Genomic DNA, 19,908 nt, shown 5'->3' with positions numbered 1-19,908 from the left:
TTGGCTAGGCTTGTGGTCGGCTCGGTGGTTTTTGAAGACTAAACGGGTTTATACGCCGTGACCTCGATCTCGACTTTGCAATCCACCATCATTGCAGATTGCACGCATGAGCGGGCTGGTGGATGTTCGCCAAAATATTCGGTGTAGATACGATTGAAAGTCCAGAAATCGCGCGTGTCGTCGAGCCAGACACAGACTTTAACTACGTCGCTTAATTCACAGCCAGCCAACGCTAATACTTTCTTGACGTTTTCCATGGTGCGACGGGTTTGCGATTCGATGCCACCTGTTTCGATCTCCCCATTTTCTTTCATCGCCACTTGACCTGAGCAGAATACAAAATCGCCCGCCCTAACTGCAGGAGAAAAGGGCAGGCGTTGACCGCCAGCACCAGAAGGAATATTGCCAAAGCGTTGAATGTCGTTAGTCATGATTGTTGATGGAGGTTGATTGGCGAAAAAAGATAGAGAGATGGATTAATTTGGGTTTTGCAGCAGCGGAGCATACTTGTTTCACGTGAGAACAACGTATGGGTATTTTTCCTAATTTACTTCATTCACTTAACTAGGCCGCGAGCAGTTGCAACCAAGATCGCTCCCTGTCCCGCAAGGTGCGCTTGCGTTTCGTCTGCGACCACCGTGATTTTTCCTGAAAAATAATCGTCGTTTTGAATCAAAATGGCGAGTGCTTCTTTCATGATAGGTTTGCCACAAATGACGACGGGTGTGCCGGGCATCATTTTGATTGCAGTGCTGTTTTTGAGTGTCAATAAGTCGGCACCGAGGATTGCACCGAGCAAGAAATTTGCTCGATCATTCCGTTCATAAATCGTGAATTGGTCGAGTGTGCGAACGTTAAAACAGGTACGTCCCAGTCCTATGGTCTGAGCGGATTGCGCGCCAGCCAGAAGCATTTCCTCATTGATCGAGTGGGCGAATTGGGCATCGAGAGATTGTGCCAAGATAGTATTGTGGGTAATCACATACATTAATTCGCCGGCAAGCGTCGTGACGCAACCAGTAATGCGATTTTTCTCGTCGATGCAAACAAACTTGGAGTGCGAGCCGGGCATCACCATCATGGCTGGGCCAGTAATGGCGAGTTGTTCGATCACGCTCATCACTTCAACTTCTTCGCCTCGCATCATATCCATGGCTTCGCAGTTATGTAAGCCAATATTTTCAACAACATTCTTCACGCCAGGTACAAACCAGATGGGCTTGGTAAATACTTCGGGAATGGTGACAGAGACCATGCCACGCGCCAGTTGTTGCAAGCCAGCCGGTGCAGGTACATGTGGTAATTCAAATAAGCCTACATTTGAACTAATCATGCCGGAACCGATTACCAGATCGATTTGCTCGGCATCGACCTTGGCTGTCGCTAAGGTCTTTTGTATCGTATCGCGTACACCCTTTTGGAGTTTTTCTCGGTTACCCGTGATGGCTGTGTCACGTACACCGACTTCACAAGCTTGATGCGCTGCCACTTTGCCATCAAGCCAAAGAGTCACACGGGTATTGGTAGTGCCGGTATCAATCGTAATAATGTAAGTCATGTCTAATAAGACCTAAATGAAATGGGAGGGCGTTGTTTGAAATGTTTGGAGCAAACACGAACAGCACCTGTTAGCCGAGCCGAGAATCGTTGATTGGCGTTCTTGTTTGGAGGAATAGGCACGCACAAAATTCATCATCATCACGCTCGAATTGATGTTTGTGAGCTTAACGGGGCAATGCGAGGTGGGCAAGCGAGGAATATTTGAGATGTCATTAAGAAAAAATAAATGAGAAAATTTTTAGTAATTGATGTTTTTGATAACTAATGAGACGTGGTGCGGCGTAGAGGAGGGTTTATGTTTGGTTTTTCTTTTTGCTTATGGGCAAAATCTTAGCATTATTTCTCCCGATTAAGCCTGCTTCAGAACAACAATTAAATTTCAAGCATTCATTAAATTTTATTAAATGAAGTTCTGATATGGTATCGTTTTTCAATGAGGCTACTATGTCGAAACGTCTTCCGCCATTAAACGCATTAAAAGTTTTTGAAGTTGCCGCGCGGCGACTGAACTTTACGCGTGCTGCGGAAGAATTACATGTGACGAACGCTGCGGTTAGCCATCAGATTAAGTTGTTGGAAGATTTTTTGGGTTTAGACCTATTTCAACGCAGTAATAATGTGTTGAAACTCACTGAAGCGGGCGAACGTTATTTGCCTCGCATCCGCGAAGGTTTTAAGATTTTTCAACAGGCAACCGATGCACTGCTAAATGATAACAATGTGCTGTTGCGCGTGGGTGTCCCGCCTTCATTTGGATCCAAGTGGTTAGTTCCGCGCCTCTATCGCTTTTTAAATCGTCATCCACACGTCCGGGTCGAGATCGTGTCGGAAGTGGATCGAAGTTACCGTGATTGCGATATCTCTATTGATTTTCGCCGTACTCAGTTTGCCGATTTTCGGATCGAGCCATTTATTGCGACGGAAGTGTTCCCTGTGTGTAGTCCTGCTGTCGCAAAAGCGATGTCGCAACCTTCAGATCTAGGTAGGCAAACTTTATTACACGAAGTCAGTGCAATGAATGATCCAGATTATCCCAGTTGGCATTCATGGTTTGCCACTTTGGGGGTGACGGATAAAGATGTGCATAGCCGAAAAGGACCTTTGTTCACGCTTGCTTTGATGGCGCTGCAAGCTGCGATTGATGGACAAGGCGTGGCGCTCGGGCAGGCGTTGTTGGTGGAATACGATATTGCAGCGGGTCGCTTGGTGCGTCCTTTTAATGTCGAGACACCGCTGCGACTCGATTACTACTTGATCTATGCCGCTGATATGAAAGAGAACCCAGCTTTCCTTGCGTTTCATCAATGGCTGGTGAATGAGGCGCAAGGGCGCTGAAACAGCGCAACTAGTGACGCCGATAGTGACGCCGATAATGACGCCGAAAATGGCACCGAAAATGCCGCTGTTGTGTAATGAATGCTTGAATGAAATGATGTTTTTATGTCTTTGTTTTCCGAAGAAGTCGTGGTTTTTGATCGTCAGTGGCTTATTTCTGAGAGTGTGACTCCACGCCAAACTACCCATCCAAATTGGATGGTATCTCGAAAAAAATTCATCCAAAAAATGATGGATCTCAGTTTTCCAGGTTGTCATGGACATACCAAGCAAAGTGCGACAGTGGGTGCTTGCATGGTGTTTGCGCTTGAATCAGTGCGCGATCGACCGGAGAATTTAAAAAGTGATCCTGTTTCTCCTCGCGCCAAAGTCTATGATGAGTTAGCTTTTTTCGGTGATTCGTCGATATGTTTGCGGCATGCTCTTGCGTCGTCGGGATTGGCAAAAAATATCATCGTCATTGGCACGCGTTCGCGTGAACATGTTACGCGAATGGCAGACCACTATTGGCAGCGTCTCTACGCGGAGGCATCAATTCCTCAAAGCTAGCCTTTGAAGCATTTGCGCGTTTCATCTCTTTTTTTTGTGGCAAGCTGTCGGCGTTGCCTCGACCGGCAACATTAAGCAAATCCACACTGTTGCATCGGTGAATGGAACGATGGGTAAGCATGATTGCAATTCAATCGACGCAAGGGTTTATTTAATCAAGTCCGCCATAGGTGTTGCCTGGATGTCGGTTTGAGTATTCATTTGTAAATTGACGTTGGCAACATTGGGACGCCTCTTGAGGCCCATCTAGACTTTGTTTTGAAGGGCTTTTTCGTCAATCAGACTTGTCAAGCCAGAGGAGTTCAGCGATACTGAAAGTTGCCGCAGGTCTACCCAAATGAGACCTAATTATTTTTAATTATTTGCACCTATCTAGATACAGGAATGGTTATGAAACTGACGAAATCGAATGGTTTTACCTTAATCGAATTGATTGTGGTGATTGTGATTCTGGGTATTTTGGCTGCGACCGCATTGCCAAAGTTCGCGAATCTTGGTGGTGATGCACGGATCGCCTCTTTACAAGCAGCCAAAGGGGCTTTAAGTTCTGTTTCTGCTATGGCCAAAGGGAAATATTTGCTGACTTCACCAGCGCCGACGACGGTTACGTTTGAAGGCGCAACAGTTACGTTTGCGACGGTGGTTGCTTCGGGATATCCGAAAGCAGATTCAGGCTTGGCGCAAGCAGCCGGATTAGGCTCGAGTGATTACACCTTGGTTGCATCGGGCAGTGCTGCGACCGCAAATTCACCCGCCACCACCGCCACTGAAATTGCATTGATACCCGCGAGTGTGTCGGGTTCTCCCGCTGGATTGACCTGCTATGTCAAGTACACAGAGCCGACCACGACCACGGGCAGTCCGACATTTGCCGTCACATCCACAGGCTGCTAATCGAGGTCGGTTAAGAGCAATCTACAGTGTGGGATTCTCCTTTTTTTAGGAAGATAGTATGAATGATCGTATTAACTACAGTCAGTCTAGAGGTTTTACTTTAATCGAGCTCATCGTGGTCATCGTCATTTTGGGCATATTAGCAGCAACTGCGCTGCCCAAATTTGCGGATCTTGGCGGCGATGCACGTATCGCGTCTTTGAAAGCAGCGAAAGGAGCATTAACTTCGGTTGCATCGATGGCAAAAGGTAAATATTTGGTCACCTCGCCGGTCCCTACTACGGTAACGATGGAGGGCACAGTTGTGACATTTTCGACCGCCTTTGCCTCTGGTTATCCGAAAGCAGATAGCAACTTAGCTTTGGCAGCAGGTTTGAACACGAGCGACTATACGATCATTCCTGCAGGAAGCGCGGCGACAGCGAACTCACCCTTAACCAGTACGACTGAGATTGCGGCAATTCCCGTTAGCGTTGCAGGAACGGGAAAAGGATTGACATGCTATGTGAAGTACGCAGAGCCAGCCTCTGCGACGGCGAGTCCCACTTTTACTTTGGTTACGACTGGCTGCTAGGTGACTAATTTGGATACTTCATTCGCCAGTCCGAATCACCTGTGAGAGTCAAGCAGTCGAATTGAACAGGTAAAGTCCAAACAAAATGGCAAGTCCCGTGATCCGGGCTTGCCATTTTTTTTACCGCATCGATTTTTTTTGACTCATATCTGTTCGGCAATGTAAGCAAGATGGGCTGGTATCGTCACCCTCAATTGCAGACGGTGTGTTATTGCGATACTTCTCGCGTAGCGATGCCGTAATGGAAAAAATAGACGCATCATTTTCTTCAACATCACATCGCTGATTGCTCTGATATACCCAGTCTGACAGCGAAGGAAAACGGTGGATATTTTTTTGTGTTACAACAAATTTTATCTCGACAGTTTGCACATGTTTTCTTCGCCTTTTAGATTGGCTTTTCACCTAGCAAGGACTGATGCTTACCCTCCTTGGTGTCAGTGCTTTCTCCCAAGCGTCACTATGTTGTTGATTCAGACAATGTCGACAAAAAATAACCACTGAAAAGTGAGGTTAACGTTTGTTTGTTTTTTTTTGCTTTGGAGTCGAAAGCTTTATCAGTTTCATACACTTGGCTGGCACAGAGTTTCTTGCGATCAAGCTCTTTCCGATTCCATGAAATACCCATCGAATGGCATCCTCAAATTTAGTTGAAAATAATTAGTCTGTTGGTAATTTACTATTTTTAACGAAGGCGACGAAGATTGCTTATTTCTATGCATTGTCTTTGGCCGCCTCCATTGTTCTTTTATCGCCGCACTTTTGCAAATATTGGAGTTGGGGAATTCATCAGAAAAATATCTAGGGCTCACTCTTTTGCCGATGCCATCACCACTATCCGCATTGATTGCGAGCCCATTTACCCCAACAGGGATAGTTATTGGCAGTTTGGGTGGGTTGGATATAGCTCACAAAATGTTGGTTCATCTGCCTGTGTAGTGAATAAGATTGGACTTGTGCCAATTCCAGTGATGATGGAGTTAGTGACCTTGTTCCACGCATTGTATCGCATGATATATTGGTATTTGGTTCCTGGATTGAGTGCCATGCTTGACACGATATGTCCGCTCATATCTTTTACGATATACCGGATGTTGTAGTTGAATCCTTCTGCTGCATCAATATCAAATACTGATCCTCCTGAGAAGGTAATGCTTGTTTTCGTGATCGTTGTAGACGGAAGAGTGACTTGAGCTGGAGTATCTATCGCCGCAACTACTTTTACCGTTCTTGTTTTGACGCTCACATTTCCAGCGGAGTCTGTCGCTGTATAGGTGAGAGTATAGTCTGCGGCCACTGTTGTATTGACATTTCCAGTAATCACTACAGTACAAGTGGCATCCTTATTATCAACGCAGCTTGCACCTGACTCTGTGTAGGGTTGTCCTTGTACGACATTAATTGTGCTTGCGCCATTGAGGGTAATCACGGGCGCCTGCGCGTCCGGTGTAACCAAGGTGGTAAAGCTTAGATTTTTTTCAGCTACGGCAAAAGTCTTGGTGTTGTCTGGATTGATTTTTACCGATTGACCCGACACGTAAAGTTGATAGGTCGTTAGCGGAAGCAAATTGGTGATTGTTTGATTGTTTTGACTAGGATTCCACTGCGTTATCAAAACGTTGTTACCATCCTTGATGCTGCATAGGGCATTTTGTATGCCATCAGCATCCGTCAAATTGCATGTCGCCACAGCACTGTTAGACGTAACTCCATTCACCTCGAGCGCCATTTGTGTCGGATGATCACTAGCGAGTTTGAGCGTAATAAGCGTGTTTTTCTCACCTGCTACCCAATTTAATGTTCCGTCAGCTTTCCTTATCGCGGTCTCAAATTGGTGTTTTACCGTTACCGTACTACCTGGCGTTGCCCCGGTAATGGTCAATTGTTTTTTGTTCTCGTCATTGACGATGTTCAGGACTTGACCATTGGCTGTCGTGGCAGACCAAGATTGATTGCGTACGCCATCTAAATCCACAACGCCATAACTGATAATTGCATCAAGGTAATTCAGGCTAATAATATTCAACTCTTGTACCTGTGCCGCTTGATCGCCCAATATTGTGGCTGAAAGAACGTCGCTCATGCTGGAAGCAACTTTTCCATTGACCGTATTAGTGGTTTTCAAAACTATGCTGTAGGTGCCAGCACTGTAGGCTCGAGGAGATGTCCAAGTGAGCATGCCCGTCGGGACGACGTGGCTCTCCGTTGTGTTGTCTGCATTGCGAATGTCTACGGTGTAGGTGACACTCTGATTCGCTGGTGGTGGATTTTTTATTTCTGCGATTGATGTAGGCGACATGGAACTCGCCGCTGGTGCATTGAACGTAAGTTGAATGCGACCATCAGGTAGGACTGTGAGTTTTGATACCGTCGCCGTGATTGCCTTCGGTGTATATGTTGCGTTTTGACTAAGGAGATTTTTTGTTTGTGTTGTTCTGATATGTCCAAGCGCCTGCGGATCAACCAGCCCGGAGTTCATTGCGGTGAGCAAATTGGTACTTGGGTTGTTATGTATGGATGATGTCAATGACGTAAATGTGCGATTAACGGTGTCGAAAGTCCAAGAAAAACCTGCGTAAAACATCGTGTTAGGCGCTATGTTATTGCTATAGGTATTGCGCTTCATACCTAGGATAACTTGGCCACTCGTATCTGCAAATCTTTGCGCATATTCGAAAAATATACTGCGATTTTGATGTGACGACGTTGCGCCTAATTTAAGCTTCACATCATTTGACAGGAGATAGGAGTAACCCAGACCACCGATGGAGGATTTTGTATTGGCATCGACAGCATCGATACGTTGACTGCCAAGCGAAAACTCGAGATAGTGGTTCGGTGTAAACAGCAATCCGCCGATCAAAGAAATATCTCTTGCTCTGCCACCAGTCCAATCCACGGTCATATTGTGTTGATAAGTTTTGGTCAGTGTTTCTATCATTTGTGATAGATCTGTGGTGCTGACCTCTGTGATGACTTCCTGTGAGGTTTTTAGGATCCTGCTATCGGTTTTTGCTTGGCTGAATTTAAAACCAAGATTCTTGAGAATGCCGAACTCAGCGAACGTTAATGCTATGGTTTTCTTGTCACCTTGAATATTGCCATTCGCGTCGTCGTGATTAGTCACTTTTTTTGCTGATTGCGCACCGGTACTATAAGTGCCTGTCACGTTCATAAAACCAATTTTTGCTGATGCGCCCATTAGGCTGTAATGAGCATGTTGTAGTTTTCTATAAAGACCACTTAAGGCAATGTCTTCACCGCTATAGTTAGCCTGAATATTTGCGCCAGTACCAAATCGATTGTCGCTTTGCGCTGCAATCGAGAGATTTGTCGTACCGCTAAGTTGATAGTGATAGCCGAGTTGATTCGCAATGAACTGATTTGCGTTTAGGTTCTCAAGCGAATTTGAGGAGGGAGCTTCTGCGAAAGTGTTTTTGACTTGTGCATTTGCAGGTACAAGCATGAGCAATGTCCCACAGAAAATTGCACCATTCACTACGCTAGTCACTTGTTGCTTTGATCGGACTATGTCTTTTAATTTTTCTCGTGATTGCATTTTATTTTTCACATTCTTTTACTTGGGTTGGCCAAATCACAAAAGGCGATTTATCGATAGCACGGATTTTGATTGAACTGATCTCAATAACACTCAGCAAGAGCATTATTGAAAATTCCAGTATTCGAAAACCGTGATTAAGACTCTGTGTTTCGATATTTTTATTGCTTCAATTTATTTCAGTCAGGTTTGCGCGAGTGCTCGTCTTCATTGCACTACATTAACGTAACTGAGTGGGTAATAAATTTGTTATCAGGTTAAGTTTATTATGCTATCTTCGTATTTGTCATATATGACACTTATGACAGTAGTATTTTTTCAAAATGAGAAGCCATTTATGTTGATTCAGTACAAAACCAAGCAATGTCATACGCGTAGCACTGGCTTGATTGAGTTTCTGAATGTGTTGGTTGACGCTTATCCATCTGCCTTAGACTTCAAAGGAATTCAGACTTATTTTCCTTGCATCAATCCGCGTCAGGTCGCTCGCTATGTGGACAAGTTAGAAGGTGATCGAATGTTTATTATTGATTATCGTACCAAAACCTGTGGTCCATTTCGTTTGAGTGTCTCACCAAAAGAAATCCAATTGCCAAGGATTGTACGTTTGCAGGTTGAGAATCCGCTTTCGGGTTTGTCTAAACCAAAGAAATTGGATTCGGACAATTTAGAGACCTTATTGAGCCCTCAATGGATTCCTTGGGTAGAGAATCTTACTCAAGCGAACTTATGCTTGAATAATTCCTATTTAGGGGTGAATTGTGACCCGTTTTTATTTCTTGATTCTGCTGACCGTGCTGCAAAAAAATTGCCAGATTGGGCACAGCTTGTGGTGAATATTTGTCGCGCCCATATATTTGAGCGTAAGTCGCTTTATAGTAAAGCGCGTTCAGCTCTTCGATGTCTGAATTCCGCAAAAAATGAAGGTCAAATACCAGACAATATTCTTGTGCGTGGTCGTTTATGTGAGGCGAAAATTCTTTATGATCAAGGTCGTTATCAAGCATCCGAAGAAATCTTGGATCAACTTCCCGAATCAATTAAATACACACCTCCACTCTGGTTCAATATTCAAGCACTCAATTCAGGGCAGAAATTTTTGCAATCTACTGCTGACCCCGGCCAGCAAAGACTCCTTTTGTCGGAAACTTTGTCTGCACTTATGCTTGCCTTTAGCGATGTATTCTTGATGCACGGTGATAGCAGTTTGCTTGATGCCTTGTCATTTAACATTGGAAATAATCTTTTACGTGGTATCAGAAAAGGGGTTTTGCCAACGCCTTATGTATCGACCGTGCTAGAGTGGTTTTTTTTAAGTATTTTTATTGGGCGAGAATTGGGAACGGGAAGTCACTCTGTGCTCACTCAATTGTTAATCATCGATGTGTTGGAGGAATTTGAGCCGCAAACAGAAGGTTTACCGGCACAACTTGAAAAACTTTCAAGCTCAAAATTAGAAAGAGAAAATTATTTGAAGATTCAGCTTAAGCGCGCGGAACAATCTGGCCATCGAGGAGAAATTGCGGAATGTCTATTGCGTTTGGCGAAAATCACGGAAGATAATGCATTATCGATGTCATATTTTAAAAAAGCGAGAGATGGAGTGCTTAAAATTCAGCACAAAGCCTTATTAACTGAGATTGATTTGGCATTAGACATCAGGAAAAAAACTAACAATGAGACTGCCAATTGACGCACTAATTCAGCAACTAATTTGGATACTTCATTCGCCAGTCCGAATCACCTGTGAGAGTCAAGCAGCCGAATTGAATAGGTGAAATTCAAACAAAATGGCAAGTCCCGCGATCCGGACTTGCCATTTTTTTTACCGCATCGATTTTGTTTTCTGAATTGGAAAATCAGTTTAGTTGGTGACTGCCGTGTTATACCAATAGCGATCCGATGCGGACTTGGTGCTTGCATATGTTCTGACGTAGGCGCCATTTCCTGGCCATGGATCATTGATATACAAGCTCGCACCATTGTTGGTGTAGCCTTTCACAACGACAAAATGGCCACCGCCACCAGTCCATTGCCACAAGATGATGTAGGGACGATTCGCGTTAATTCTTGATGTCGAATTCGCTTGAGAAAGCACGCCGACGACAGAAGAACTGACGCCCCATCCATTCAAAATATAGGCAATAGAATTGGTTGTATTCGGTTGGTTTGCATTGCTATTCCAGTTGAAGGTCGTGTTACCGCAGGCATAGTTGATGCCCTTAGCGTAATTGACTTCCGCACATTGGGATGGGGTTTTGCCAAAAAAATTCAATACCATTTGGCTGGTGCCGGCCCAACACCATTGGCTATGCTCTTGTACTTTGAGTGGAACATTTAAGTTATAGGTTTGGGCAGCGGCAAATTGACTCAGGGCGAAAGCACTGATCGCTGTCAATAGTTGTAAGTGACGTTTTATATTCTTCATGTTTGGTCTCCGTGATGAATGAAAGTGATCCATCAAATTTGTTTAAGTTTTGGTTGGTGAAATTATTTGCCAAAGCGATCTAAGTGACCACGCACCGCTTCTTGCAGCGATGGCAAAATATCTTGACCGCCCGCTAGGCTGGCATCGGCAGCAATCGCGTTTGTCATGCGTAGCGATTGACGTGCTGCGATGAGCGGCGCAAATTTTGCTTTGCCTTCTAGGTCTTTGACTTCAAGAAAATCGGCAGTAGCTTGATAAATGCGGATGAAACGGAAAGCGTTCCGACCAGCATGATTTTGTGTTGATGCCATGACGTCCTGTGCTAACTTGGATGCACCTGCGCCATTGACTTGCCATTTGCCATTGAATTTTTCCATTTCCAACAATGCGACTGGGTGCTTGTCGACGAGAACGACAAAATTCCACACGCCTGTTCCCATGACCATTTGTTCGAAGGGACGACCACCGGCCAGTAGTGTTTGTGGATGAGCGGAATAGACTTCGAATCCCAATCCCAATTCAGCGGTTTTTAATTCAGAAAGATCATTCACATCGAACGGAAATCCACTCGGTAGGCTGCCAGCTTTTAAGTCTTTAGCTAAGTCGTTAATCAATGTACGTAGACCTAAAAAGGCCGCGCTGCGCAGTCCACTTGGCTCGCGAGCAGCGGTAGCTTTGGCGACAGCTGTTGCGTCGAATTGCGTGCGCCCACTAGTCAAATTTTGCGCAAAGATTGGCGACGCGCTCAACATGGCAATGCCCAAGACCATGGTCTTCAATGGAAATTTCATAAATGTGTCCCTTTTTTTGATTGAAATGGTGATGTGAAAAATCAGCTGGTATTGCCGCCTAAATCGGCACCAGTCGCCTGCTTTTTATCGTCGCAGACGTGAATCTATTAGAAGTGATTTTTGAAATATCACTATTCGCTCTATAGGAAAAAGATCTGTGCTGATTTATATGAAGTGAAGAGGGCGACCGTGTCTTACTTCGCACGAAGTTTGAGAAAGGATGACGAGGAATAGACAATCAGGGTTTTGCTCGCGAATACCAAATAAAAAATGTGATTCCATACTCTGAGGAAAAACTGTGTTGATTTGAAGTGTGTTTTTCAAACGCGACAGCGTGCGTAGCGCGAAAAAGATTGATGATGCGAATCGTATGAATTCGTTAGTGATGCGAGTCTGTTTGTGACTTCATGCGAGGGAATTTGCCAGCAGCCTAGATTGATCTGTGGGGAGGCTGACTGCTGGCGGGGGAGCTGATGAATTTGACGAAGAGATTTTTACTTGTACTGCGGTGTCTTCAGTAAGAATCCGCCACCTTGATAAATGGTCGTAATATCGTCTTTTGCAGGATAGTCCGCAGTGTCGGGAAATTTGTCTGCAAATTGTGTTGAACTATCTTTCGCTTGGTAACCTAAATGGCTTGCATAGCGATTGTCCCACCAAGCGGCAGGGTTGTTAGACATGCCAAAAGCAATCGTATGACCAACTCTCGGCGCGAACAGGCTACAACGCAACATTTCGACTAAGTCATCGTAGCTGAAGTAAGTCACCATCATACGTTTGTTAATGGGCTCTGGAAATGATGAGCCAATTCGCAAGCAGACTGTTTCAATTCCACAGTGGTCATAGTAGTAGCGCGACAAATCCTCGCCAAAACATTTGCTAATACCGTACATACTGTCTGGCCGGCGCGGACTATTTGCATCGATGTAGTCTGTCGTTTTGTAATAACCAACAGTATGGTTGGAACTCGCAAAAACAACGCGCTTGACGCCATGTTTATGGATCGCTTCGTAGAGATTGTAGGTCCCTTGAATATTCGCCGACATGATCGCTTCGAAGGTGTTTTCGGTTGAAATACCACCAAAGTGGAGTACCGCATCAACGCCTTCCATTAATGCAAAGACGGCGCTTTTGTCAGACAAATCGCAGCGTATCACTTCTTCGTTGTCTCCCGCAGCATCCATCTCAGCGATATCACTGACGCGGATGATATTGGCCCAAGGCTTAATCCGCTCACGTAGAATCTTTCCGAGTCCGCCTGCAGCACCTGTAAGCAATAGGCGATTGAATGGTTTGGATGGAGTGGTCATAGTAAGTCTCGCAGATTTAAAAATTGTCATTTTATGGGGATCACATTTGGCGTTGGTTTAACGGACGCGTACTTCATCATGAGGTCACAGTCAAACCAATCACAACAGGGATCGTTTAGATCAAGTCATTTTTTTATCAAGTAATAGGCGCAGGGTTGAATAGCACTAATGCGTTCTGCAATTTCCAATATTCTGCCCATGTCTTTTTACCGCTTGCGACTTCTAATAAAAAGTGAAAGAGTTCCCAGCCTAATTCTTCTATCGTCGCTTCGCCGCTAGCAATGCGTCCAGCATTGATATCCATTAGATCATGCCAACGTCGAGCAAGATCGTTACGCGTTGCAACTTTGACGACGGGTACAGCGGCAAGGCCATAAGGCGTGCCACGGCCTGTCGTGAAAATATGGAGGTTCATTCCGGCAGCCATTTGCAAGGTGCCACAAATGAAATCGCTTGCCGGTGTTGCCGCGTAAATCAAGCCTTTTTGTGTCAACTTCTCGCCCGGGGATAAGACGCCAGTAATCGGCGCACTACCCGATTTGACGATAGAGCCCATGGCCTTTTCCACAATGTTGCTTAGGCCGCCCTTTTTATTTCCTGGTGTTGTATTGGCACTGCGATCGACTCCACCGCGCTTCAAATATTGGTCGTACCACGCCATTTCTTGAATCATTGCTTGCGCGATGGCTGGCGTCGCAGCACGTGAGGTTAATTGGTCAATGCCATCTCTGACTTCTGTCACTTCCGAGAACATGACCGTTGCACCTGCACGCACTAATAAATCCGTTGCGAAACCTACTGCCGGGTTTGCCGTCACGCCGGAGAACGCATCACTGCCGCCACACTGCACACCAACGACAAGGTCGGACGCAGGACAAGTTTCACGTTGGCGTCGATTGAGTTGGGTGAGATGTTTTTCCGCAGTTTGCATGATGCTTGTGATCATGCTGTCAAAACCGATATGGTTACTGTCCTGCAAGCAAACCACATCTGGTTCCGCGATGGCCGTTGTTGACGTTGTTGATTCGATTTGAATTGGTATTGTTGGTTTTGGAAATAAGCGAGTTGGCTGCAATTTTTCACAGCCTAAACTCACGACCATCGTCTGTCCGCCAAAATTAGGGTTTAAGCTCAAATTTCGGACCGTACGAATCGGGATCATCGCATTGGGGGCATCAATCGCCACGCCGCAGCCATAGCTATGTTCTAGACCCACGACATCATCGACGTTAGGATACTTTGGAAGTAGTTCTTCTTTAATACGTTTCACCGCAAACTCGACTACCCCAGCAACGCATTGGACTGTCGTGGTAATCGCCAAAATGTTACGCGTTCCGACACTGCCATCTGCATTTCGGAAGCCTTGAAATGTATAACCTTCTAAAGGCGGCATGGCTGGTGCAGAGCGCGTGGCGATTGGTAGGTTTTGGAGTTCACGTGCGGGCGGCAGCTGTACCAAAGATTCTTGTATCCAACTGCCCGCAGCAATATCAGATAGTGCATAACCGATCGTGACGTTGTAGCGAATAATCGCTTGATCTTTCGATATGGGAGTGAGTGCAACCTTATGCCCTTGTGGGACTGCATCCAACAGTGTTAAGCCATTTTCAAATTGGGTGCCTGCGGGCAAGCCACCGTCATTGACGACGATGGCGACGTTATCCTTTTCATGCATGCGTATGAATAGCGGAGTCGTTATATCTGCAGCCATCTTTTCCTCTCTTCCAGTCTTTTACTTTTATTTTTTTGCCTTAATCACGCTTTGCAAGCAATCTGCGTTTCGTCATTTTATTATTGGTCAGACCAAAGCAATGGACGTTCATACACTTGATTCTTGCGCTTTTAATCCTCTTGTCGACTTGAATGTGCGGATACACGATCTTGCCGCTTCTTATTGAGTCTCGTTACAACTGAGGGACTTAAGGAAAGAGATTTGCGCTCTGCAATATCTTTTTCGATTCTCTTTGGAGCTTTCTTGATGTGGTGAGTATGCCACCAAAAAAAATATTTGGCTAGTCCACATTGCAAAATTGGTCTAACCACATTAGAATGGTCTTACCAGATGCAGCGAAAACGCGACAACTGACGGTGAAATCGATAGCGCAGTGCATCCACCTTGCGAGAGCGGTTTGATTGGTGTGTATAGGGTTGGTGCAACTACGCTTGTTGTGTGTGCGTTTGATTTGAGACGTTTGCATTTTGATAGAACCGAGTCAGAGTAAAGCAGAAACCGAGCATGCTAAAAAGAACCAATCTGATTGCCGAGCAGGAGCCGCGTCTTTACCGGATCGTCGCTAATCGTATTCAAGCTTTAATTGTCGAAGAAGGGCTGAGTGCGGGTGCGCGTTTGCCGTCTGAGCGTGAACTTGCTGCACGTTTGCAAGTAAGTCGTGCTTCGTTACGTGAGGCGGTGCTGGCTTTGGAGTTGGGGGGTATTTTGGAAGTGCGTGGTGGCTCTGGCGTTTATTTGTGTGCAGAACGACCAGGGGAGAGTATTCCAGAAGTTGGGCCAGGGCCATTTGAAGTTCTATCGGCACGTCGTTTGATTGAAACTGAAATCGCTGCGATTGCTGCCAGAGTGGCAACTGATAGTGCGATTGATGCGATTTTGACGGCGGTGTTGGAGATGGAGAAGCACCATCACAATCCAGCCAGCAATGAGCATGCGGATCGTGAGTTTCATTTAGCGATAGCACGAGCCACAGGGAATAGTGCCTTGGTCGGTACTTTGGAGTATTTGTGGAATCAGCGTGGCAGTTTGTGGCATCGGCTTAAGGAACACTTTCAAACCGAAGAATTGAGGCAGCAAACATTGGGCGACCATCGACAAATTTTAGCTGCGATCGTGGCGCACGATCCAGCAGAGGCGCGGCGTGCGATGCGTGCGCATTTAGAGCGAGTGACCCGAACATTTTCAAGAGGATAGCGATACGCATGTTGCGTGCGATGCAGAAGGACGGGAAAGTCAATGCACGGAACAATGAGAAAAAGAGTTTGAATCAATCTGACCGGTCAGACCCTAGTGCGCCAATTGGCTGCCTTTCGTCGCGACGGCAAGGGATACGCGAGGTATTCCGGCTACGGTCTCAATGTCTAGGCGTCAGCATTGACATTGGGCTTCCATTTTAAAAATAGTAGGAGACAAAATGATGCAAGTTAGTCATAAAATGATAAAAAAATCCCCCGTTAAACACTTGGCCTTGTCCGCTATCACCATCGCTGTGATGGGATTGATGCAGCAAGCGTCGGCGCAGGAGCCATTGCGCGTGGAGGTTACCGGATCTTCAATTAAACGGTTAGCGAGCGAGGCGTCCTTGCCGATCACCAGCGTTTCTGGTGAAGACTTTGAAAAGCGTGGCATGACCACCTTAGCGGACCTGATGATGGCCTTGCCACAATCCAATTCTCTGGCACCATCCAATGCGGGATCTGGAACCAATATTAATTTGCGTGGTTTGGGCGTCAATCGCACCTTGGTGCTCTTGAATGGCCGCCGTCTCGCGAACGAGGCGATTGCGGATGGTTATGCCAATTTGGACGTGATACCGATGAGTGCGATTGCGCGTGTGGAAATTTTGAACGATGGCGCCTCATCAATTTATGGTTCGGATGCGATTGGTGGCGTCGTCAACTTCATTACCAAGCGTGAATATCGCGGTGCTTCGATCACGGGACAAATACTTGATCCGCAACGTGACGGCGGTGGTGACGAAAAACGCCTTAGTATGACCATCGGTGCCGGTGATTTGCAAAAGGATGGTTGGAACGTCTATGCGACCCTAGATGGTTTGCGTCGTAGCCGTTTAGCCGCATCGGATCGGGCTGAACTGACTTCCACTGAGCTGTTGACCAGTATCGGGCGCGCTCCATCACTGGCAAGTGGTGGTTTTGCTAGCCCCGCGAATTTCACGATACCCAGCAATAAAAGTTTCGCTGCAGCGAATCCTTACTATGCAAGCGGATGTTTGGCGCCCTATTCAATACAAGGTGGAAAGAATACCTGTGTTATCAATAATGCGGAATACAACACAGCGATTTATGGTCGTGAGCAATTGACCTTCTTCGCCAAGGCGACGAAGAAAATCAGTGATGATCATTTGTTTTCGGTTGATTACTCAAGGGGTGAAGCCAGTATCTATGGAACCAAAATTCCAACGACGAGCTTGGCGGCAAATGGTGTGACGGCTTTGTTGCCCGCAACTAGCAAATGGTATCCCGGTGGAACAGGCGGTGTGCCAGCCGTTACAGGCGTAACGGGCGCACCTTTACTAGTTACATGGAGTGTGGCGGATGCGGGCATCTATGAAACGCGTGATGTACAAACTAATCAACGATTGAATTTCACTGATGAGGGTGTGATTGGTGGGTGGGACTATAAAGCGGGTTTGGTGATCGGCATAAGTGACCGCGTAGGTTACTTGAATTCAGGTGCGTTGGATGGTCCTAAGTTATTGGCAGGTATCACGAGCGGCGCTTTGAATCCGTTCGGATTACAAGATGCAACAGGGAAAGCCTATCTCGACAGCATTTCTCTGAATGGCCAAAAATTGCGTGTCTCGCAGAGTACATATACAGGCTTAGAACTGACGCTGAACAAGCCGATTATGCAGCTGTCTGCAGGATCGATGGGTTTAGCTTTGGGCGCTGACTTTCATCGCGATACCACGGAAGACGTGAAGACAGATGTCGGACTTGCAGCGACGTATGCAGCTTCGACACCATCACGAGGTCAAGGAGCGAGGAATGTCGCCGCTCTATTTGCTGAATTGGATATTCCAGTGACCAAACAATTGAATGTGAATCTTGCAGTGCGCGACGATCATTTCAGTGATTTTGGCAATACGATTAATCCGAAAGCAAGTTTCCGCTATCAACCGAATTCAACCATTATGTTCCGCGGCTCGGCGAACACCGGCTTCCGTGCACCGACCTTGTTTGATCGTTATGGTTATCGCTTACCGGGCGCAACAACCACGACAGCATCCGCATGGGATGATCCTTTGCAATGTCCAAGTGCGACGCCAGCCATCGCCAACACAGGTAAGCCATTGCCGGGCTTGGTGGCAGCGACGGTATGTAACGTGAAATTGCCAAAACAAACAGGTAGCAATGCAGAGCTGGTTCCAGAAACGTCGGTTGGTGGCACCTTAGGTGTGGTGTTGGAGCCAATGAAAAATTTGACCATGTCATTCGACTACTGGCGTGTGAACATGGACGATATGTTGGCGAATTTGCCGGAGCAAGCTTACTTCTTAAATCCGACTCGTTATGCGGACTTCTTCGTACGTGATGCGACAGGAAAATTGTTATACATTAAGAATACAACGATGAATCTGGGTGGGCAAAAGGCGGCAGGCGTTGACGTAGCGACAAACTATACCTTCCCCAAATCTGACTTAGGAACATTCAAATTGCAATTGAATGGAACCTATTTGACCCAATTCGATAATCAGTTGGAAAAGGGTGGCGAATTTGTTTCGAATATCGGACGTTTTGGTCTGGCGAGCAATGGCACAACAAGTAGTTTGCCGATTATTACTTTCCGTTGGAAACATAATCTTGCTTTGTCATGGGCAAAGGGAGATTGGACCGCGCAATTAACACAAAACTACAACACAGGCTATCACGATCAAAATCTCGTTGCAGCCCAATACTACCGCGATATCGAAGCGTACACGATGTATAACTTCACGATGAGTTACAAGGGCTTTAAAAACTTTAGCATTGTGGTCGGTGTGAACAATTTGTTCGATGTGAATCCACCCGTCACCAATCACAGTGGCTATAACGGGTATTTGAGCAGTGCAGCGAGCCCATTAGGTCGTGCTTTCAACACGCGCGTGACCTATACGTTCTAAACTCGTCGCAACTTTAAGTTTGGACCTGTGCAGCCCAGTATTCGAATTGATCAAGTTGATCATGCTGATACTGGGCTTTTCTTTTTGTTCGAAGTCGACAACGTATCATGCGTTGTGAACACGCCTTTTGAATTCATTATCGTCAATCGTGAAGATGAAATAAAAATGACACCACGCTATCTCACCTACAATTTCAGGACTATTTTTAAAAGGAATCTATACGCCATTCTATTGGTGGCGAGCAATTTGGCCGCTGCGCAATCAGTGACACCTGTCACGCATCCAGCGTTGCGCGTGATACTCGTGGGTGACTCAACGATGGCGACAAAAAGTGGCTACGGCGACGCCTTGTGCGGGCGATTTAATCCTAATGTGGATTGTATTAATTTGGCACGTGGAGGACGCAGCTCAGCGAGCTTTCGTGCAGAAGGTCTGTGGAATCGCGTGCAAGATTTGTTGGCCCAATCTTCGCAAGAGGGAATGCCTGTCTATATCTTGATTCAATTTGGTCATAACGATCAACCCGGAAAACCAGGACGTTCGACTGATCTCGTCAGCGAATTTCCCGTCAATATGACGCGTTATGTGGAGGAGGTAAAACAAGCGGGTGGCGTGCCTGTTTTAGTCACACCATTGACACGGCGTAGTTTTCGCGACGGTGTTTTGGAAAATAATTTGAAACCCTGGGCGGATGCCGTCGAAAAAATTGCAGTGCAGACGCAAACACCACTATTACCGCTGAATGCAGAGAGCCATGCCGCAGTCCAAGCTATGGGTGAGGCAGAGGCCGATACCTTAGCCGTCGCGCCACCACCGCCGAAAGTGGACAATAGCACTGTGATCGATCCGAATAAATTAGAGCCCCAAGGCGCAGCCAAGTCTGCTTTCGATCGCACCCATGTTGGCGTGAAAGGTGCAGCTTACTTTGCAACGATGGTAGAGCGTCTATTGCGAGAGCATGTTCCAAGTATCCGCGCATTCTTGAAGCCAGCTGGAGAATCCACAAAATGATGCAATCCATAAAACAAAAAACGATACAAATAGAGCGAA

Annotated in this window: 15 protein-coding genes; 8 read left to right on the top strand and 7 right to left on the bottom strand. The window is 46.1% G+C overall.

The window, feature by feature from the left end; all coding sequences use genetic code 11:
• Positions 1 to 38: 38 nt before the first annotated feature.
• Together KDM90_RS05980 and KDM90_RS05975 are read right to left on the bottom strand one after the other, a co-directional pair.
• Positions 39 to 431, bottom strand: a complete 393-nt coding sequence (locus KDM90_RS05980; protein WP_212674688.1) for a RidA family protein — start codon at positions 429 to 431, stop codon at positions 39 to 41.
• Between the two features lie 125 nt (positions 432 to 556).
• Positions 557 to 1,558, bottom strand: a complete 1,002-nt coding sequence (locus KDM90_RS05975; RefSeq protein ID WP_212674687.1) for a 2-dehydro-3-deoxygalactonokinase — start codon at positions 1,556 to 1,558, stop codon at positions 557 to 559.
• A 446-nt stretch (positions 1,559 to 2,004) separates the two neighbouring features.
• Between KDM90_RS05975 and gcvA the strand changes: the two genes are divergently transcribed.
• The 4 genes from gcvA (at position 2,005) to KDM90_RS18245 (ending at position 4,912) form a co-directional block, all read left to right on the top strand.
• The gene (gene gcvA / locus KDM90_RS05970) at positions 2,005 to 2,895 is read left to right on the top strand and encodes a transcriptional regulator GcvA (protein WP_212674686.1); all 891 of its coding nucleotides are present in this window, start codon (positions 2,005 to 2,007) and stop codon (positions 2,893 to 2,895) included.
• A 105-nt stretch (positions 2,896 to 3,000) separates the two neighbouring features.
• Complete coding sequence (locus KDM90_RS05965) at positions 3,001 to 3,444, top strand: hypothetical protein (RefSeq protein WP_212674685.1); 444 nt, start codon at positions 3,001 to 3,003, stop codon at positions 3,442 to 3,444.
• A 390-nt stretch (positions 3,445 to 3,834) separates the two neighbouring features.
• Positions 3,835 to 4,338 carry a type II secretion system protein gene (locus KDM90_RS18250; RefSeq protein WP_329605300.1) on the top strand — a complete coding sequence of 168 codons (504 nt, stop codon included), beginning with the start codon at positions 3,835 to 3,837 and terminating at the stop codon, positions 4,336 to 4,338.
• A gap of 58 nt (positions 4,339 to 4,396) precedes the next feature.
• Positions 4,397 to 4,912 (top strand): type II secretion system protein, encoded by a 516-nt coding sequence (locus KDM90_RS18245; protein WP_212674684.1) that lies wholly within the window; start codon positions 4,397 to 4,399, stop codon positions 4,910 to 4,912.
• Between the two features lie 877 nt (positions 4,913 to 5,789).
• On the opposite strand, the gene KDM90_RS05950 is transcribed toward KDM90_RS18245, so the two are convergent.
• On the bottom strand, positions 5,790 to 8,471 hold the full coding sequence (locus KDM90_RS05950; RefSeq protein ID WP_212674683.1) for a DUF5011 domain-containing protein: 2,682 nt from the start codon (positions 8,469 to 8,471) through the stop codon (positions 5,790 to 5,792).
• 301 nt (positions 8,472 to 8,772) lie between these two features.
• Between KDM90_RS05950 and KDM90_RS05945 the strand changes: the two genes are divergently transcribed.
• The gene (locus KDM90_RS05945; protein WP_212674682.1) at positions 8,773 to 10,164 is read left to right on the top strand and encodes a hypothetical protein; all 1,392 of its coding nucleotides are present in this window, start codon (positions 8,773 to 8,775) and stop codon (positions 10,162 to 10,164) included.
• Positions 10,165 to 10,335: 171 nt separating this feature from the next.
• On the opposite strand, the gene KDM90_RS05940 is transcribed toward KDM90_RS05945, so the two are convergent.
• From KDM90_RS05940 to garD, 4 genes are all read right to left on the bottom strand, one after another.
• Positions 10,336 to 10,899 (bottom strand): papain-like cysteine protease family protein, encoded by a 564-nt coding sequence (locus tag KDM90_RS05940; protein ID WP_212674681.1) that lies wholly within the window; start codon positions 10,897 to 10,899, stop codon positions 10,336 to 10,338.
• 62 nt (positions 10,900 to 10,961) lie between these two features.
• Positions 10,962 to 11,690 (bottom strand): hypothetical protein, encoded by a 729-nt coding sequence (locus tag KDM90_RS05935; protein ID WP_212674680.1) that lies wholly within the window; start codon positions 11,688 to 11,690, stop codon positions 10,962 to 10,964.
• 494 nt (positions 11,691 to 12,184) lie between these two features.
• Positions 12,185 to 13,000 (bottom strand): NAD-dependent epimerase/dehydratase family protein, encoded by an 816-nt coding sequence (locus KDM90_RS05930; protein ID WP_212674679.1) that lies wholly within the window; start codon positions 12,998 to 13,000, stop codon positions 12,185 to 12,187.
• 136 nt (positions 13,001 to 13,136) lie between these two features.
• Complete coding sequence (gene garD / locus KDM90_RS05925) at positions 13,137 to 14,711, bottom strand: galactarate dehydratase (RefSeq protein ID WP_212674678.1); 1,575 nt, start codon at positions 14,709 to 14,711, stop codon at positions 13,137 to 13,139.
• Between the two features lie 525 nt (positions 14,712 to 15,236).
• On the opposite strand from garD, the gene KDM90_RS05920 reads away from it, so the two are divergent.
• From KDM90_RS05920 to KDM90_RS05910, 3 genes are all read left to right on the top strand, one after another.
• Positions 15,237 to 15,926 (top strand): FadR/GntR family transcriptional regulator, encoded by a 690-nt coding sequence (locus tag KDM90_RS05920; RefSeq protein ID WP_212674677.1) that lies wholly within the window; start codon positions 15,237 to 15,239, stop codon positions 15,924 to 15,926.
• Positions 15,927 to 16,146: 220 nt separating this feature from the next.
• Positions 16,147 to 18,858, top strand: coding sequence for a TonB-dependent receptor plug domain-containing protein (locus tag KDM90_RS05915; protein WP_212674676.1), 2,712 nt, complete (start codon positions 16,147 to 16,149; stop codon positions 18,856 to 18,858).
• 114 nt (positions 18,859 to 18,972) lie between these two features.
• Positions 18,973 to 19,869, top strand: a complete 897-nt coding sequence (locus tag KDM90_RS05910; RefSeq protein WP_329605299.1) for a rhamnogalacturonan acetylesterase — start codon at positions 18,973 to 18,975, stop codon at positions 19,867 to 19,869.
• Positions 19,870 to 19,908: the final 39 nt, after the last annotated feature.

The organism is Affinundibacterium fentianense, assembly GCF_018139545.1.
Lineage (GTDB): Bacteria > Pseudomonadota > Gammaproteobacteria > Burkholderiales > Burkholderiaceae_D > Undibacterium > Undibacterium fentianense.
This window is presented reverse-complemented; position numbering and strand designations above follow the sequence as displayed.

What these genes read in the sequence shown, in the direction of transcription:
- KDM90_RS05980 (WP_212674688.1), bottom strand. Translation starts at nt 431, where the DNA reads ATGACTAACGACATTCAACGCTTTGGCAATATTCCTTCTGGTGCTGGC.
- KDM90_RS05975 (WP_212674687.1), bottom strand. Translation starts at nt 1,558, where the DNA reads ATGACTTACATTATTACGATTGATACCGGCACTACCAATACCCGTGTG.
- gcvA (WP_212674686.1), top strand. Translation starts at nt 2,005, where the DNA reads ATGTCGAAACGTCTTCCGCCATTAAACGCATTAAAAGTTTTTGAAGTT.
- KDM90_RS05965 (WP_212674685.1), top strand. Translation starts at nt 3,001, where the DNA reads ATGTCTTTGTTTTCCGAAGAAGTCGTGGTTTTTGATCGTCAGTGGCTT.
- KDM90_RS18250 (WP_329605300.1), top strand. Translation starts at nt 3,835, where the DNA reads ATGAAACTGACGAAATCGAATGGTTTTACCTTAATCGAATTGATTGTG.
- KDM90_RS18245 (WP_212674684.1), top strand. Translation starts at nt 4,397, where the DNA reads ATGAATGATCGTATTAACTACAGTCAGTCTAGAGGTTTTACTTTAATC.
- KDM90_RS05950 (WP_212674683.1), bottom strand. Translation starts at nt 8,471, where the DNA reads ATGCAATCACGAGAAAAATTAAAAGACATAGTCCGATCAAAGCAACAA.
- KDM90_RS05945 (WP_212674682.1), top strand. Translation starts at nt 8,773, where the DNA reads ATGACAGTAGTATTTTTTCAAAATGAGAAGCCATTTATGTTGATTCAG.
- KDM90_RS05940 (WP_212674681.1), bottom strand. Translation starts at nt 10,899, where the DNA reads ATGAAGAATATAAAACGTCACTTACAACTATTGACAGCGATCAGTGCT.
- KDM90_RS05935 (WP_212674680.1), bottom strand. Translation starts at nt 11,690, where the DNA reads ATGAAATTTCCATTGAAGACCATGGTCTTGGGCATTGCCATGTTGAGC.
- KDM90_RS05930 (WP_212674679.1), bottom strand. Translation starts at nt 13,000, where the DNA reads ATGACCACTCCATCCAAACCATTCAATCGCCTATTGCTTACAGGTGCT.
- garD (WP_212674678.1), bottom strand. Translation starts at nt 14,711, where the DNA reads ATGGCTGCAGATATAACGACTCCGCTATTCATACGCATGCATGAAAAG.
- KDM90_RS05920 (WP_212674677.1), top strand. Translation starts at nt 15,237, where the DNA reads ATGCTAAAAAGAACCAATCTGATTGCCGAGCAGGAGCCGCGTCTTTAC.
- KDM90_RS05915 (WP_212674676.1), top strand. Translation starts at nt 16,147, where the DNA reads ATGATGCAAGTTAGTCATAAAATGATAAAAAAATCCCCCGTTAAACAC.